Source organism: Olsenella profusa, assembly GCF_016900315.1.
GTDB lineage: Bacteria > Actinomycetota > Coriobacteriia > Coriobacteriales > Atopobiaceae > Thermophilibacter > Thermophilibacter profusus_A.
Map to the genome: position 1 here is coordinate 56,619 of NZ_JACSNQ010000004.1, position 15,635 is coordinate 72,253.

The following is a 15,635-nucleotide window of genomic DNA, read 5'->3' on the forward strand; positions in this document are numbered from 1 at the left end:
ACATCCTCTTCAAAATCGTTTGTATACTAACTATTGCTATCCAAACAATCGGACCGCGGAGGCGCGTGTGGAGGCAGACACGATCCACCACCTGCTGCTCGTGACGTTTGGCCGCTCCAACCACGCAATGACGTCGCGAACGCGCAGGTACGGCCTCATGCCCGGACAGCCCAAGGTGCTCGAGTTCGTGGCGGACAACGAGGGCTGCCTGCAGCGCGACATCGCCAACGCGTGCGCGATGGACCGGGCCACGGTGACCGGGGTGCTCGGGCGCATGGAGGAGGCGGGCCTCATCGAGCGTCGCCCCAAGGAGGGCGACCGGCGCGCGCTGGAGGTTCGCCTCACCGACGCCGGCTGGGAGGCCGCGGAGCACGTGGCCATCTGCGGGGCCGAAGTCGACGAGATAGCGTGCGCGGACATGACCGCCGACGAGCGCGACGAGCTCGCACGGCTGCTGGCCCGCGTGAACGAGAACTTTGAGCAGGAGGAAGGAAAGGGCACGCATGAGTGAGCTGGTTGCCAAGCTGCGCTGGTCGGGAGTCTTTGGGGAGAGCGTCCGCACGGGCAACATCGTCCCGCGCTATCTCTGCTTTGTGGCGGGTCTGCTCATCAACTCCTTCGGCGTGGCCTTCATCACCAAGGCGGCGCTCGGCACCTCCCCCATCTCCAGCATCCCCTACGTGCTTGACCTCGAGTTCTGGCCCACGTTTGGCGAGACCACCTTCGTGATCAACATGCTCTACATCATCGCCCAGATCGTGCTGCTGCGCCGCGACTTCAAGCCGGTGCAGTTCCTGCAGATCGTGGCGAACCTCATCTTCAGCGCGTTCATCGACGTGAGCATGGGCCTGCTCTGGTGGCTGAGCCCGCATGGGCTCCCTGCGGAGATCCTCTCCCTTGCCGTCGGCTGCTGCATCCTCGCGTTCGGAATCGCCGTCGAGGTGGCGCCGGACGTCATCGTGGTTCCGGGCGAGGGCATCGTGCGCGCGATCGCCGGCAAGCTCGGCCGCCCGTTCGGCACCTGCAAGCTCTGCTTTGACACCACGCTCGTCGTCATCGCGTGTTGCCTCTCCATCGCGTTCTTCGGCTACCTCAACGGCCTCGGCGCCGGCACGATCGCGTCCGCACTCGTCGTGGGCCCCATCTGCAACGTCATCAACGCGCACGTGCCGCTCATCGAGAAGATCCGCGGCCTCGTGCCGGAAGGCGCGGAGGAGTAGCCCTTCTCGCCTCTTCACGAGTCACGAAACCAAGGGTACGTACACCGATGTTTCTGGTACGTACACTGCTGCGGCTTTAACGTCCTTCTCGCCAGCCTCTCTACCTGCAGAAACGTCAGATAAGCTGGCGAGAAGGACACAGCGGAGTGTACGTACCCTATTGCGGGGGTGTACGTACCCTGACGCGAGACGAGGCTCCGCGAGGCCAGGCCGCGCCGCCGCGCGGGCCCGCTACCAGATGCCGAGCACGTGCTGCATCCCCAGGCTCACGCACGCGATGGCAACCCAGCAGCAGAACCCCATGAGGATGGGCTTTCCGCCCGTGCGCACCAGCTTCACGACGTCCGTGTTGAGGCCGATGGCCGCCATCGCCATGACGATGAGGAACTTGGAGAGCTCCTTGACGGGCGCCGTGACCGTCGCGGGCAGGGCAAGGACCGTGGTCATCACGCTTGCCAGCACAAAGAACAGGATGAAGGCGGGAAACGCGCGGCGCAGGCTGAACGTGCTCTGGCCCTCGCCGCCGGCGCGGCGCTCCTTGCGGACGCCCCACAGCGCAAGCGCCAGCGTGATGGGGATGATGGCCAGCGTGCGCGTGAGCTTCACGATGGTGGCCGCGTCGAGCGTGTTGGCGCCCGGGTGCATGCCGTCCCAGGCAGCGGCGGCCGCCGTGACGGAGGACGTGTCGTTGACCGCCGTCCCCGCGAAGAGGCCAAAGCCCTCGTTGGAGAGGCCGAGCACGCCGCCGAGCGTGGGGAACACGAGCGCGGCGATCACGTTGAAGAGGAAGATGACGCTGATGGCCTGGGCCACCTCCTCGTCGTCCGCCTTGATGACGGGCGCGGTGGCCGCAATGGCAGAGCCGCCGCAGATCGAGGAGCCCACGCCCACCAGCGTGGAGATCTTGCCGGGAATCTTGAGCGCACGGCACAGGACGAACGCCACCACGAGCGACGTGGTGATCGTCGCCACGATGATCGGCAGCGAGGTGGCACCCACCTGCGCGATCTGCGCGAGGTTGAGGCCAAAGCCCAGAAGGACGACCGCCCACTGGAGCACCTTCTTGGAGGTGAACCGCACACCCGGCTCGATCGCGGAGGTGTCGCGCCCCCGCAGCGCCACGGCGAGAGCCATGCCGATGAGGATGGCAAAGACCGGGCCGCCCACCACCTCGAGCTGCCTGCCCAGCAGCCAGGCCGGCACCGCAATGACCAGCGCCAGCAGCACGCCCCTCCACGTCTTGTCAAAGTCCCTGATGAGCTCCACGTCCCCGCCCTTCTCCACGTCGACCCAGCAAGCTGAGTAGCCTACCGCATATGGAGAGAGATTGCGAGCGCGGTCCCGCAACAGCCCCGAAACATTTGGGTTTACCTACACTAACCCCACACCTAGTTTGTCTTTCTCGGCGCATTTGGAAGAAATCCCCAGATGCGCAAGATAAAAGACAGCCTAGGTGTGGGATTAGTTCGGGCTAACTTGCAAGAAGCAAGGGGCAGCGCCGGCGAGAAGAACGCCCTCCTCGCCCGCACCGACGCCCGCGGACTGCAGGCCACCGAGGTCCTCGCCGCCATGCCGAGGGCGGTGACGGACGGGCAGGCAGCCCTAGGCCAGCTCGATGAAGGTCACGCTCTCCGTGGGAACGCGCAGGACGCCGCCCGACAGCTCCGCCTCGCCACCGAGCGCATAGAGCGTGCGCCCGGGCACGCACTCGCACGGAACCTCGGTCGCACGGCCGGAGGGGTTGAGCGCGCACAGCACGCGTTGCCCGCCCTTCTCGCGAACGGAGCGCAGGTAGACCAGCGGGTACGCGTTCTTCTCGCAGTACAGGAACTCGATCGCGGCGCCCGTCCCAAGGGCCGGCGTCGCACGGCGCAGCGCGATGAGCCGCTGGACCTCGCGCCAGAGCGAGGCGTCGTCCGCCATCTCCGCCGCCACCGTGGGCGCGTCGTCGCTCGCGTCCTGGGGGATGTAGAGCCGCTCGGCGGGCGCGTCCGAGAAGCCGTAGTTGGGCAGCGCCGCGTCCCACTGCATCGGGGAGCGCGCGCCCGTGCGCCGGTAGCCGCCCTCGACCGAGGTCACGTCCAGGTTCCGCATGCCGATTTCGTCGCCCGCGTAGACGAAGGGGCACCCCGGCATGGACATGATGAAGGCAAAGGCCAGCCTCATCTCCCCCGGGTCCAGGAAGGCGCGCAGACGGTCCATGTCGTGGTTGCCCGAGGGGATGCACATGAGGCCGCGGCCGTCCGTGAGCTCCAGGTTGCGGCGGTACGTGGCCACGAACTCGCTCGCGTCGCCCACGCCCTCGCGGCCGAACCACGGGTGCTCGCAGCGGAAGAGGTCCATGTAGTGCGAGGTGCCAAACTGCAGCAGGAAGTCCATGTGGAAGCCCGCGCGGATGGTCTTGTCCGGCTCGCCCCACTCCGAGATCAGGACGGCCTCGGGGAAGCGCTCGTCCAGAAAGGCGCGCATGTCCTGCCAGAGGGCGATCGTGCCCTCCTGGTCGGGGTCGTCCTTCACGAGCGAGCCGGCCATGTCCACACGGAAGCCGTCGCAGCCATGCTCGAGCCAGAACGCCATGACGTCCTTCATGGCCTGGCGCGTGGCCAGGGCCTCGGGCGAGTCCATCGGGCTCTGCCAGGGCTCCGTCACGCGATAGAAGCCGTAGTTGAGCGCCGGCTGGAAGGCGAAGAAGTTGACGGCCACCGCGCCGTTGCGCTCGGCGATGCCCCGCAGCACGCCGTTCACGCCCGGGACGTCGCCCACGGGCGTCCAGACGTCGTCGGTCCAGACGTAGCGCCCGGTGAACTGGTTGGGTTCGGCGCGGCAGGACTCCTTGAACCAGGGGTGCTCGATCGAGGTGTGCCCCGGCACGAGGTCGAGAAGGACGTGCATGCCGCGGGCGTGCGCCTCGGCGAAGAGTCGCTCGAGGTCGGCGTTGGTCCCGTAGCGCGGGGCCACCCGGCAGTAGTCGGCCACGTCGTAGCCCGCGTCACCGAAGGGCGAGACGAAGCACGGGTTGAGCCAGAGCGCGTTGCACCCCAGCTCGCGCACGTAGTCGAGCTTCTCGATGACGCCGGGCAGGTCACCGATGCCGTCGGCGTTGGTGTCGTTGAAGCTCTGGGGGTAGACCTCGTAGAAGACGGCGTCTCCGAGCCACGCGCTCATGGGCGCTCCTCTCTTGCCCCCGGTTGCCCCGGGGCCGCGTCGGGGGCCGCCTGCCTCGGGGGCGGCACGATGACATCATAGCGGACGGCCTTGCCGGTGAACTCGTAGGACGGCTTGACCCCTGCGAGGTGCGGACCCTTGGGCGGGCGCTTGACCACCACCTTGCGCGGGTGCGCCGCGAGCGCCGCGTCCAGCAGCGCGGCCTCGTCCTCGCACGGGCGCTCCAGGTGGTGCAGGAGCTGAAACTTCTTCTTCACCGCCGCGCTCTTGCGGCGCTCGGGGAACATGGGGTCGAGAAACACCACGTCGGGAGCGACGCCTAGGGCACGCAGGGCCTCGGTGCTGTCCCCCTCCACGAGCTCCATGCGCGCGACCGGGCCGGCAAGCGCCGGCACGTCCGCGGCGCGGGCGAGGGCGTCGCGCAGCAGCGCGGCGATCACCGGGTCCCTCTCGTACAGCGTGACGGTGAAGCCGGCGGCGGCCAGCAGCAGCGCGTCCTCCCCCAGGCCCGCCGTGGCGTCGACCGCCGTGGGGGACTCGACGCCCCGCACGCGCGCGGCGCGCACGAGCAGCTCGCGGCCGAGGCGGTCGGGACGGAGACGCGGCAGCATCCGCGTGAGGTCGGCCATGAGCTCCATGCCGTCCCCCACGAGCGCAAGGCCGTCCGCGCGCCGTACGAGCTCGACGTCCCCCGCCCGGGGCGCTCCCGTCCGTTTTCCTTCTGTGCCCATCGACGGCCCCTAGGCGCCAAGCAGCTGGTAGCAGACGGAGATGATGATGGGGACAAGCGCCGAGCAGATGGCCCCGTTGACCACCGAGAGCACCACGTTCTCCTCGCCGGCATACTTGACCATCATCGGAAGCGTGGTGTCCTCGCTCGTGGCGCCCGCGGCGGCGATGCACGCCGCCGGGTTGAGGTGCCGCGACAGGAAGGGGATGCAGAAGAACGAGAGAATCTCACGCATGAGGCTGCTCAGAAAGGCAACGCCTCCGTACGCGCCTCCGGAAAGCGCGCCGATTGTGGCGCCGCCCAGGCTGTACCACCCCATGCAGCCCGCGATAGAGACGCCCTCGGTGAACGGGTAGCCCGTCACGATCGAGCAGACCACGCCGCCCGCAAGCGACCCCACGGTCACGCCCACGGGAATGACGAGCGCATGGGCTCGATGCTCGCGGAGCCGGCCCAGGATTCCCCGCTGAAGGCCGATGCTGATGCCCACCGAGATCATGAGCAGGTTGAGGATGAGGTCGCTCGAGGAGAGCAGTGCGTCAAGCGCCGGCAGGCCGGCTCCCAGCCGACCGAAGAGGACGCCCACGAGCAGGGCGACGAGGGCAATCACCACCACGGCTACTCCCCCTCCCGCCGAGACGCCGACCCTCGCGTGAGCGCGTAGACAAGGGCCACGGACAGCGCCGTCGGGACCAGGCAGAACAGCGCGCTCTCCAGCCCAAAGCTCCCCAGGTTGCCGAGAAGCTCGTCGTTGGAGCCGATGGTGACGCCCATCGTGAAGATGAGCAGCGCGGTCAGAACCGTCTGCGTCCGAGCGTTCGCGCGCGCCCACCCACGCGGGAAGGCCCACCGCCCCACGACGGCGCCCACGCACATCAGTGCAATCGTCAGCATCCCTCGTTCCCTTCGATCGTCGTTCCCACAGAGGTTTACCGGGTTACGGCACGTGGCGCAAGTCGCGGGCAGGGGATGACCCCTTCTCCACACCCGGGCCCGCCTGTACTAGGATTGCACCCGACCATTACGGGAAAGAGGGGGGACATACGATGGGACAGGCTCAGCGGACAAAAACGAAGGTCCCCGTGAGGCTCGGCCTCACGGTGATCTGCGCAGGCGGCCTCATGGACGCCTACTCGTACCTGGTGCACGGCCACGTCTTCGCCACGGGACAGACCGGCAACATCGTGCTGCTCACCGTGCGCTCCGCCGGGGGCGACTGGCTCGGGGCGCTGGGGTGTCTGGTGTCGGTGCTCTCGTGCGCGCTTGGCATCTTCTTCTCGATGCACCTGCTGCACGGCGTGCACGGAGGCAACCGCTACCGCACGCAGCGCTGGGTCGCGGCGCTGGAGGCCGTGGTGTTCGCCGCACTGGCCCTCGTGCCCGACGGCGTGCCCGACCTGCCCGTCAACTGCGTCATCTCGTTCTGCGCGGCCCTGGCCTTCGAGAACTTCCGTTCCTTCGGCACCAAGTCCACCTACGCGAGCGTCTTCTGCACCGGCAACCTACGCTCCTTTGCCGAGACCCTCTACCAGGGCCTCGTTGGCGGCGACCGGCACGAGCTGCACCGCGCGGAGCGCTACGCGGCGCTGATCGGGGCCTTCGTGGTGGGCGCGCTCGCCGGCGTGCTGCTCATCGGCGCGGTGGGGCGGCTCGCCTGCCTGGCCATCAGCGCGCTGTTCGTGGCGGTCTCGATTCACCTGGCCCTGCTGGACGAGGACCCCGACCGCGGCGGCGTCGTGATTCTCGACGACTAGGGCTCGGACGGCTCGGCTCGCGCATGAGACAAATGAACCTGTCCCCATTGTCTCCCGGGTACCCGCTGGCGACCATTTATCCCCCGTCCGCCTACCTGACGCGCCATCTACCGAATTTTGAGCTCCATTTCAGCTACAACGGCTCCAACTTCCCCACGCGCGCCTGCGGCCCCGCCGCCGACGAGAAGGGAGCGGCCCCATGTGCACCGCCATCCGCTTCACCGACAAGACCGGCGCCATGTTCTTCGGACGAAACCTGGACTGGACCCAGGGCTACGGGGAGAAGGTGGTCGCGACGCCCCCGGCGGCCCAGGTCCCGGCGGCCTTCGAGCGCCCCGGGGACCCCGCGCGCGGGCACGCCGTGATTGGCATGGGCATCGTCGTGGCGGGCGTCCCGCTCTACTTCGACTGCGGCAACGACGCGGGGCTCGCCGTCGCGGGACTCAACTTCCCGCAGAGCGCGCGCTACGCCGCCGCGGCCGTGGACGGCACCACCAACGTAGCGGCCTACGAGTTCCCCTATTGGGTCGCGCGGAACTTCTCGACGCTCGCGGAGCTGCACGCCGCGCTCGCGCGCGTGACCGTGGTGGCCAAGCCGGTTAACGAGCAGCTGCCCGTGGCCAACCTCCACTGGATCGTGGGCGACGGAACCGGCAGTATCGTCGTGGAGTGCCTGGAGGGGGGCCTGCGCGTCTGGGAGGATGACGTCGACGTGCTCACCAACGAGCCCGACTTCGGCTGGCACCGCCAGAACCTGCGCAACTATCTCACGCTCACCGACGACCTGCCCGCGGCGGCCGGCTGGGACCGCGCGGAGCTCAGGCCCTTTGGCTCGGGCGTGGGCGTCCAGGGCCTGCCCGGCGACTACGGCGGCCCGGCCCGCTTCGTGCGCGCGGCGTTCGTCAACGCGCACTATCCCGCGCAGGACGGCGAGAAGGCCAACGTGACGCGCCTCTTCCGCACGCTCGGCGCGGCCGCGGTGCCCGACGGCGTGGCCAGGATGGGCGACGGCGCCTACGAGAAGACCCTCTACACCAGCTGCTTCTCGGCGGGCTCGCTCACCTACTACCACGCCACCTACGACGACCCCGCCATCCGCGCCTACCCGCTCGCGGCCTGCGACCTGACCGGCACCGCCCCGCTCATCGCGACCGCCGCGGCCTAGTTCGACCGCACGTCCGCACAACCAACCTGCCAAGCCCCCGGGTCCCGAACCCGGGCGAAGGGAGTGCCCATGAAGCGCACTGTCCCTGCGGCCCCGCCCAACCGGTCGGCGGCCCCCTCCGCCGACCCGACGGCCAAGCCCGCACCTAGCACGCGCGGCGAGAAGTTCCTCGTGCTGCCGATCGTCATCCTCATCCTGGCCCAGATGGGCGCCACCGGCGACAACGGCGCCCTCTCGCTCGCCGCGACGGCGCTGACGAGCGACCTCGGGGCCACCACCTCCGACATCCAGCTCGCCAACATGATCTACCCGCTGGTGGGCGGCTCGTTCATGATCGCGGGCGGGCTCGCCGGCACGCTCGTCGGCTGGCGGAAGACCTTCCGCATAGGGGCGTCGCTCGCGACGGTCGGGGAGGTGGCGCTGGCCCTCTCCCCCAACATGACCGTGTTCATCTGGGTCGGGCGCGTGCTCGTGGGGCTGGGGGCGAGCTTCCTCATCCCCTCCCTTCTCGGCATCATCCCCTTCATCTATCACGGGTCCAACCGCACCGTCGCCTTCGGCTGCATCGGCGCCGCGTCCGGTCTCTCGGCCATATTGCCGCTGGCCCTGGGCGTCGTCATGGAGGCGGCGGGGATGCGCGTCACCTTCCTCGTGCTCGCCGCCTACTTCGTCGGCGTGACAGCGCTCTCGCTGGGCCTTCCCAAGATCGACCAGCCGCACGAGAGGTCCCACTTCGACGCCGTCGGCGTGGCGCTGGCGGCCTCGGGGTTCTTCCTCGTGCTCATCGGCCTCTCGAGCATCTCGACGTGGGGGCTCGTCGAGCCGCTGCGCACCGCGCCCTTCACCCTCCTCGGCATCTCCCCGGCGCTCCCGCTCATCGCGCTCGGCGTCGTGGTGCTCGTCCTGCTCGTGGTGGTGGAGGGGCGTGCCGAGAAGCGCTACGGGCTGGTGGTGCTCCCGCGCTCGTTCATCACCACACCACAGGTGCTCGCCGGGCTCGTGACCAACGCGCTCATGTTCTTCTTCATGGGGGCGCAGTCGATCCTCATGGCTCCCTACCTACAGCTTGTTGCCGACTGGACGCCCATCGAGGTCGGGACCATCTCCATCGCGACCGGCGTGCCCACCTTCGCTCTGGCGCTCGGCATCCCCAAGCTCTTTCCCAGGGCCAACCCGCGCCACGTGATCCAGTTGGGCTACGTGGCCATGGCGGTGGCGCTGGGCATCATGGCCCTCTCGGTGACCATGGACGGCGCGGTGCGCGCGGGCGTCTACCTCGGCGCGTTCATGGCCGGCGTGGGCGCGGGCACCGTGTCCTCGCACGCGAGCAACGTGGTCGCGCTCGCGGTGAGCGACCGCGACGCGTCGCAGTCGGGCGGCATCCAGAGCACGATGCGCAACGTGGGCCAGGCCCTGGGCGTGGCGCTGCTCGGCGCGATCCTCATCTTCAACATCAGCTCCACCCTGCGCGGCGAGATGGCCGCCGACTCCTCGATCTCCGACGACGTGGCCCAGCAGGTCTCCAACCTCACGATCAACCTCGGCAGCAACACGGCCTTCGAGGACGAGATTGCCGACATCAAGATGAGCGACACCGAGCGCGCCACGCTGGTGGACCTGGAGGCCAGGGCCCGCTTTGACTCCACGCGCCTGGCCTACGGCGTGGGCGCGGTCATCGTGCTGCTCGGACTTCTCACGACGCCCGCGATCAAGACCCTCTCGAGGGACGACGGCACCGCGGGATCGGGCGCACCGGTACCCACGCCAGCCTCGCGGGCCAAGCATCGTCGCGGCTAGGCTGCCGCGCCCAGACCAACCTCCCTCCCCCGTGACGGGCGGGACGTGGCCCCGGCCCCGGGGCCCGTTCCGCCCACTCGTGAGACGGGAAGGGGCGGCACGCTGGCCTCAGAGGTCGCGCGCGTCCAACTCCCGCACCAGGCCGCTGTTGAGCGCGCGATACAGGTAGCGCACCGCCGTCGACGCGTACGGGTGCCAGAGGTCGCAGACCACCGTGCGCACGGCCTCGTCGGTGACCGGGGCACCGTAGAGCCACTGGAACGCCTGGCGGAAGGCACCGTCCTCCACCGGCAGGATGTCGGGGCGCCCCAGGTAGAAGAGCAGGAACATGTCGGCGGTCCACTTCCCCACGCCCGGGAGCGCGCAGAGCCGCTCGCGCACCACGTCGTCGGACAGCTCTCGGAGCACCTCGAGATCGTGCTCGCACGCATAGGCCGCCAAACCGACCAGGCTGCGCGCCTTGCGACCGGACATCCCGCACGCGCGCAGGTCGCCCTCACCGAGCGCGGCCACGGTCTCGGGCCGGAAGTCGTCGTCGCAGAGGGAGCAAACACGCCGCTCAATGGTGGCTGCTGCCCTGATGGAGAGCATCTGCTCGATAATCGAGTGCGCCAGGCTGTGAAACGCCGAGGCGGGGACGCCATGCTCGAGCGGGCCTATTCGCCCGATGAGACGCGAGAGCCGCCAGTCGCGCTCGCGCAGGTGGAGAACCTCCGGGCTGTCGAGCGATATCGTCGGCATCGAAGGCCTCCTCCCTCATCGCGCGCATGAGACAAATGAACCTGTCCCCATTGTCTCACCGCACCATGGTGAGCGAGATACGGCCGTGGTCTCGGTCGACCTTCTCCACCCAGACCTTGACGGTGTCGCCGACGCTCACCACGTCGCTCGGGTGCTTGACGAAGCGACGTGCGAGCTTGGAGATGTGCACGAGCCCGTCCTGGTGCACGCCGACGTCGACGAACGCTCCGAAGTCCACCACGTTGCGCACGGTGCCCGCGAGCTCCATGCCCGGCTGAAGGTCGTCGATGGAGAGCGCGGAGCGGCTGAAGACGGGCGCCGGGGCGTCGTCACGCGGGTCACGGCCAGGCTTCTCCAACTCGGACATGATGTCGAGAAGGGTCATGAGGCCGCATCCCAGCTCGCCGGCGAGCGTGGCCGGGTTGCCCACGCGCTGCCGTATGTCGGGGACGCCGCCGCGTGCAAGGTCCTTCTCGCCCACGCCGGCGCGTCGGAGCAGCTCGCGCGCCACGGCATAGCTCTCCGGGTGCACGGCCGTGGCGTCGAGCGGATTTGCGCCGCCCGGGACGCGCAGGAAGCCGGCGCACTGCTCAAAGGCCTTGGGGCCGAGCTTGGGCACGTCCCTGAGCTGACGGCGGTCCGCGAAGGCGCCGTGCTCCTCGCGCCAGGCCACGATGTTGCGCGCCACCGTAGGCGTGATGCCGGAGACGTAGCCCAGCAGGCTGGCGCTCGCGGTGTTGACGTTCACGCCCACGCGGTTGACCACGTCCTCGACCACGTTGCCCAGGGCGCGGGCGAGCTCGGCCTGGTCGAGGTCGTGCTGGTACTGGCCCACGCCGATGGACTGTGGCGGAATCTTGACGAGCTCGGCGAGCGGGTCCTGCAGGCGGCGGCCCAGGCTCATGGCGCCGCGCGTGGTGACGTCGAGGTCGGGGTACTCTCGGCTGGCGAGCTCGGAGGCCGAGTAGACCGAGGCTCCCGCCTCGTTGACGATGGTGTAGCGCAGGTCCGGGGCGGACTCGGCGATGAACTCCGAGACGACCTCCTCGGTCTCGCGGCTGGCGGTGCCGTTGCCGATCACGATGGTGTTAATGCGGTGGCGGCTCACGAGGCGCGCGAGCTCGCGCTTGGTGCCCGCGACGTCGTGGCGCGGCTTGGTGGGATAGACCACGCCGTGGTCGAGCAGGGTGCCGTACTCGTCCAGCACCGCAACCTTGCAGCCCGTGCGGTAGCCCGGGTCCAGCGCGATAATCCGCGCGCCGCGCACCGGGCGCGCCGAGAGCAGGCCCTCGAGGTTCTTGGCAAAGACCTTGATGGCGTCGGTCTGCGCGCGGAGCGTGAGCCTGGCGCGCAGCTCGCGCTCGAGCGAGGGAGCCATGAGGCGCTTGTAGCCATCCGCCACGGCCGCGTCCAGAATCGGCGCGAAGGGGCCCTGGCGGCGCGGCCAGCGGCTCCCCAGCCGCGCGACGGCGGCCTCCACGTCCACCCGCACGCGCACGCGGAGCTTCCCCTCGCGCTCGCCGCGGTCGACGGCGAGCACGCGGTGGTTGGGGATCTTGTGCGCAGGCTCGCTGAAGGCGTAGTAGGGCTCGTAGGGGGTCTTCTCGCCGGCATCCACCGCCTCGGATACGATGTCGGCCGTGCTCTCGGTGAAGGCACGCAGGTCGGCGACGTTCTCCGCATCCTCGGCCACCGTCTCCGCCACGATGTCCTGCGCCCCGGCGAGCGCCTTCTCCGGCGTGTCGAAGCCGGCCTCCGCGTTGACGTACTCCGCCGCGACGTCGAGCGGCGCGCCGGAGCCTTTGGGCGTGACCTGCATGATGATCATGTTGGCCAGCGGCTCGAGCCCCGCCTCGCGGGCCTTCTGCGCGCGCGTCAGACGCTTCTTGCGATAGGGCCTGTAGAGGTCCTCCACGCGCTGGAGCTGCGTGGCGGAGCGAATCTCCTCCTCGAGCTCGGGCGTGAGCTTGCCCTGCGCGTCGATGAGCAGGATGACGTCGTTCTTGCGCTGCTCGAGGTTGCGCAGGTAGGCCAGGCGCTCGTCGAGCGCACGCAGGGCCACGTCGTCCATGCCGCCCGTGGCTTCCTTGCGATAGCGGGCAATGAACGGAATGGTGTTGCCCTCGTCGATGAGCTTGACGGCCGCCTCGACGGCCGCGGGCCTGAGGCCGAGCTCCTCGGCCAGCGTTGCGATGATGTCCATGCGGTGACGACCCCTTCGGTTGCATGCGGAGGGACAAGGATAGCCGTCCTGGGCCCGCAGGGCAAAGCCTGGCGAGAGTGGCGGGGGATGGGTTGAGGTGGGGCGCCGCGACAGGGGCGGAACGCGACCCGACGAGGCAGTCTGGTGAAAGCAGCGGCTCAAGACCGGTAGCCGCATCTCGACCGGCAGTCGAGCCAACAAAGCCGCCGGCCGGTTGAGAGCGAGGGCTCTACGCCGTCCAGCCGAGCTGCTCTCTCCAGCCCCCCGGCGGAACGGGCGCCTCCTCGCGAAGCGCTCCGGAGCCGGGAATGTCACCGGCAAGCATGCCGTGCGCAACGTCGAACAGCGCATCGGCGAGGTCCGCCCGGTATACCGCCGCGCGCTCACCCAGACGTTCCATCGCGTCTGCCGGAGCCCCCTGCACTCCCTCGCGCAAGCGCCGCTCGAGCGTCTCTCGCCTGAGCCCCAGGCTGCGAACATGGTCCGGATGTCGTGCCGCCGAGGCAAGAAACACCGCCGACTCCATAAGGCTCACGGGGCTCTCGGAAAGCCAGACGCCCGCCTTGCTGATCACGTATCCCCTGATGCCGCCTCTGAAGAAGCGGTCGAGGACCCAGAACTCACCCAGGTCACGCGCCATCGCCTCAAACGCCGAGGAAGGCCTGTGGGCGTCCTCCCACACGCCGACCCAGCGGTCAAGATATCGTCCGCTGACCCTTGGGACGGTGGGCGGGTCAATCTCTCTGAGCCGGGCAAAGCCCAGATTGTGATCACGCATGACCTTGGCCACGGCGCCTGCCTCTCCGCCAGAGACGTCACGATACGGTCGTTACGGCCCGCATCACCTTGCTAGGCCGGGCAGGGCTCGCCCGGACACCAGCCCAATCATACCGCGGCACGGCGGGCGATCATCGCGTCCGAACCAGCGCACCGATGAGCGCGCCCCTGGAAATTGCCTGACGCCCATCAAAGACCGCCTACGGCCTCCACGGCGCCACTCACCGACTAGATAATTTAAATAAAAATACTCTCCGCCTGTCTGAGCTGCTCCGTCAGACAGACGGAAGACACCAAGCAGACAACGGTAAGCCCATCTTGCCTAGCATGGGCAAACCGTCCGGCAACGAAGGGAGAGAGCATGAGCTTGTACTGGCCCCAGCAGAAGGTCGCGGTTGAAATCGTAGACGACCCTCTGGCGCAGCCGTTTGACCGTCTTGCCCATCCAGACGTACGCGTTCTCGAGGTGACATGCGCTGAGCTTGAGGACTGGGAGAGCAGCGTTCGCTTCATGGATCGTGTGTGCAGGGCCCTCGGACATCCCGCGCCACCCAAGACTCCCGAATGGCTTGCGGCAAACCGTGAGCTGCACAGGACGCTCACCGTACTCCTGCCGGTCCAAAGGGGGCAGGGGGCTTAGCACCTATCGGCCACTCCCGCTCAGTAATTGTCGGCGCGGGTGAGGGGGCTGCTTCATCTTCTGCTTCGCCGTTTACCAACATACTTACCCTATTCCACATGCACTCAAGATGGATTCACGCGGTCACCATCCCCATCACCCCTCCCCCCTTTGCGAATCATGGCGCAGAAGCGCCCCCCCCCGATATTAGAATCCCTGTTCCCCGATGAGCCAACGGGCCAGATCGAGCACCCTGATGCCGTCAATCGTGTAGTCGTCGTGTCGTGTCCTCGCGATAAGAACCTTGGGGTAGGCATCGCGTATCGCACGCAGAGGAGCGAGCTCGCGCTCGAGCGTCTCGGGTGCGTCTACGTTATCGCTCACCTGAATGTAGACCTGCTCCGACCCTCGCTTGACGACGAAGTCGACCTCCTTCTGGTAGAGCTTTCCCACGTAGGTCTCGTATCCGCGGCGAATGAGCTCCAAGAACACCGAGTTCTCGTACATGCGGCCCCAATCCATGTTGCGCGTGCCGAGCACCGCGTAGCGCATACCCGTGTCGCACACGTAGTGCTTCGCCTGCGTGCTCAGGTACTTCTTGCCCTTGATGTCATAGCGCTTGGCCTCGTAGAAGACGAAAGCGTCCCTCAGGTGCGAGATGTAGCGCCCAACCGTGACGTGGTTGGTCGACACTTTGTTTGCATCGAGGGTGTTGGCGATGCTGTTCGGCGAGTTAAGGTTTCCGGTGTTGTCCATCATGTACTCGGCGAGCCGCTCGAGCACCAGCGTGTCGGGCAGACGGAACTTCTGAACGAGGTCTCGCGTAAGGATGGTCCTGTAGACGTCCCTGATGTAGCCGTATGACTCTGCCATGTCACGATACTCATAGGATCCAGCGAGGCCCCCGCGTTCGATATAGCGGTCCAGCTCTTCGTCGATGGCCCCCTGTTCGCCGAAGTATGCGCGAAACTCGCTGAAGCTGAACGGCAGGACATGAATCTCACGGTGCCTGCCGGTGAAGAGCGTGGCGAGGTCGGAACTCAGAAGGAACGCATTCGACCCGGTGAGGTAGATGTCCCACCCTCCCCGGGCATGGATACTGTTGATCGCCCTCTCGAAGCCCTCGCACCGTTGCACCTCATCGATGAATAGACGGTTTCGCACGCCATCCTTGTGGGATTTGGCAATCCTGTCGTGCAGAGCGTGATACTCGAGCAGCTCTTCGTTGTCGAGGTCGAGCAGATCGATGTAGAGGCTGTTTGACAAAGGGTCCCGCTTCTTGAGCTCGGCGGAGAACGCCTTCATGAGCTCGGACTTGCCCGAGCGGCGAACGCCGGTTATGACCTTGATGTCGCCTGTCCCCTCCACGGAGCGGAGTCGCTCGAGGTACGATTCGCGCTCGACCCAAGGCATACGAGCTCCAATCTCACCGGTTTCGAAACAACCATAATTTTAAAGTTTCGA

At 67.7% G+C, this 15,635-nt stretch carries 14 protein-coding genes; 5 read left to right on the plus strand and 9 right to left on the minus strand.

The annotated features are described in order from the left end of the window. Positions 1-67 precede the first annotated feature (67 nt). Positions 68-511: a MarR family transcriptional regulator gene (locus tag H9X80_RS03355; RefSeq protein ID WP_204792943.1), complete on the plus strand. Its 444-nt coding sequence runs from the start codon at positions 68-70 to the stop codon at positions 509-511. Continuing rightward, on the plus strand, positions 504-1,220 hold the full coding sequence (locus tag H9X80_RS03360; protein ID WP_239471537.1) for a YczE/YyaS/YitT family protein: 717 nt from the start codon (positions 504-506) through the stop codon (positions 1,218-1,220). Before H9X80_RS03355 ends, H9X80_RS03360 begins: the two co-directional genes overlap by 8 nt. A 231-nt stretch (positions 1,221-1,451) precedes the next feature. Here H9X80_RS03360 and H9X80_RS03365 read toward each other — a convergent pair whose 3' ends face one another. The 5 genes from H9X80_RS03365 to H9X80_RS03385 all read right to left on the minus strand — a co-directional run bounded on the left by H9X80_RS03365 (position 1,452) and on the right by H9X80_RS03385 (position 6,009). Next, entirely contained in the window at positions 1,452-2,486 is a 1,035-nt protein-coding gene (locus tag H9X80_RS03365; protein ID WP_204792944.1) for a putative sulfate exporter family transporter, read from the minus strand. A 336-nt stretch (positions 2,487-2,822) separates the two neighbouring features. After that, a complete protein-coding gene (locus tag H9X80_RS03370; protein ID WP_204792945.1) occupies positions 2,823-4,385 on the minus strand; it encodes an alpha-amylase family glycosyl hydrolase in 1,563 nt (520 codons plus the stop codon). Then, positions 4,382-5,116: a class I SAM-dependent methyltransferase gene (locus H9X80_RS03375; protein WP_204792946.1), complete on the minus strand. Its 735-nt coding sequence runs from the start codon at positions 5,114-5,116 to the stop codon at positions 4,382-4,384. Before H9X80_RS03375 ends, H9X80_RS03370 begins: the two co-directional genes overlap by 4 nt. 9 nt (positions 5,117-5,125) lie before the next feature. Then, on the minus strand, positions 5,126-5,731 hold the full coding sequence (locus tag H9X80_RS03380) for a LysO family transporter (protein ID WP_204792947.1): 606 nt from the start codon (positions 5,729-5,731) through the stop codon (positions 5,126-5,128). A gap of 2 nt (positions 5,732-5,733) precedes the next feature. Beyond that, a complete protein-coding gene (locus tag H9X80_RS03385) occupies positions 5,734-6,009 on the minus strand; it encodes a hypothetical protein (protein WP_204792948.1) in 276 nt (91 codons plus the stop codon). A gap of 188 nt (positions 6,010-6,197) precedes the next feature. Between H9X80_RS03385 and H9X80_RS03390 the strand changes: the two genes are divergently transcribed. The 3 genes from H9X80_RS03390 (at position 6,198) to H9X80_RS03400 (ending at position 9,831) form a co-directional block, all read left to right on the plus strand. Then, positions 6,198-6,869 carry a DUF1275 family protein gene (locus H9X80_RS03390; protein ID WP_204792949.1) on the plus strand — a complete coding sequence of 224 codons (672 nt, stop codon included), beginning with the start codon at positions 6,198-6,200 and terminating at the stop codon, positions 6,867-6,869. A 199-nt stretch (positions 6,870-7,068) separates the two neighbouring features. Next, positions 7,069-8,034: a choloylglycine hydrolase gene (bsh, locus tag H9X80_RS03395; protein WP_204792950.1), complete on the plus strand. Its 966-nt coding sequence runs from the start codon at positions 7,069-7,071 to the stop codon at positions 8,032-8,034. Positions 8,035-8,103: 69 nt separating this feature from the next. Further along, positions 8,104-9,831, plus strand: coding sequence for an MFS transporter (locus tag H9X80_RS03400; protein ID WP_239471539.1), 1,728 nt, complete (start codon positions 8,104-8,106; stop codon positions 9,829-9,831). Between the two features lie 108 nt (positions 9,832-9,939). On the opposite strand, the gene H9X80_RS03405 is transcribed toward H9X80_RS03400, so the two are convergent. From H9X80_RS03405 to H9X80_RS03420, 4 genes are all read right to left on the minus strand, one after another. Further along, positions 9,940-10,572 carry a DNA-3-methyladenine glycosylase family protein gene (locus H9X80_RS03405; RefSeq protein WP_239471541.1) on the minus strand — a complete coding sequence of 211 codons (633 nt, stop codon included), beginning with the start codon at positions 10,570-10,572 and terminating at the stop codon, positions 9,940-9,942. Between the two features lie 55 nt (positions 10,573-10,627). After that, positions 10,628-12,775 carry a Tex family protein gene (locus tag H9X80_RS03410; protein WP_204792951.1) on the minus strand — a complete coding sequence of 716 codons (2,148 nt, stop codon included), beginning with the start codon at positions 12,773-12,775 and terminating at the stop codon, positions 10,628-10,630. A 229-nt stretch (positions 12,776-13,004) separates the two neighbouring features. After that, positions 13,005-13,565 (minus strand): hypothetical protein, encoded by a 561-nt coding sequence (locus H9X80_RS03415; RefSeq protein WP_204792952.1) that lies wholly within the window; start codon positions 13,563-13,565, stop codon positions 13,005-13,007. 813 nt (positions 13,566-14,378) lie between these two features. Next, positions 14,379-15,584 carry an ATP-binding protein gene (locus H9X80_RS03420; protein ID WP_204792953.1) on the minus strand — a complete coding sequence of 402 codons (1,206 nt, stop codon included), beginning with the start codon at positions 15,582-15,584 and terminating at the stop codon, positions 14,379-14,381. Positions 15,585-15,635 lie beyond the last annotated feature (51 nt).

Bases quoted from the DNA above. Each gene is read 5' to 3' on its own strand.
- H9X80_RS03370 (WP_204792945.1), bottom strand. From the start codon at position 4,385: ATGAGCGCGTGGCTCGGAGACGCCGTCTTCTACGAGGTCTACCCCCAG.
- bsh (WP_204792950.1), top strand. From the start codon at position 7,069: ATGTGCACCGCCATCCGCTTCACCGACAAGACCGGCGCCATGTTCTTC.
- H9X80_RS03400 (WP_239471539.1), top strand. From the start codon at position 8,104: ATGAAGCGCACTGTCCCTGCGGCCCCGCCCAACCGGTCGGCGGCCCCC.
- H9X80_RS03405 (WP_239471541.1), bottom strand. From the start codon at position 10,572: ATGCCGACGATATCGCTCGACAGCCCGGAGGTTCTCCACCTGCGCGAG.
- H9X80_RS03385 (WP_204792948.1), bottom strand. From the start codon at position 6,009: ATGCTGACGATTGCACTGATGTGCGTGGGCGCCGTCGTGGGGCGGTGG.
- H9X80_RS03375 (WP_204792946.1), bottom strand. From the start codon at position 5,116: ATGGGCACAGAAGGAAAACGGACGGGAGCGCCCCGGGCGGGGGACGTC.
- H9X80_RS03420 (WP_204792953.1), bottom strand. From the start codon at position 15,584: ATGCCTTGGGTCGAGCGCGAATCGTACCTCGAGCGACTCCGCTCCGTG.
- H9X80_RS03410 (WP_204792951.1), bottom strand. From the start codon at position 12,775: ATGGACATCATCGCAACGCTGGCCGAGGAGCTCGGCCTCAGGCCCGCG.
- H9X80_RS03360 (WP_239471537.1), top strand. From the start codon at position 504: ATGAGTGAGCTGGTTGCCAAGCTGCGCTGGTCGGGAGTCTTTGGGGAG.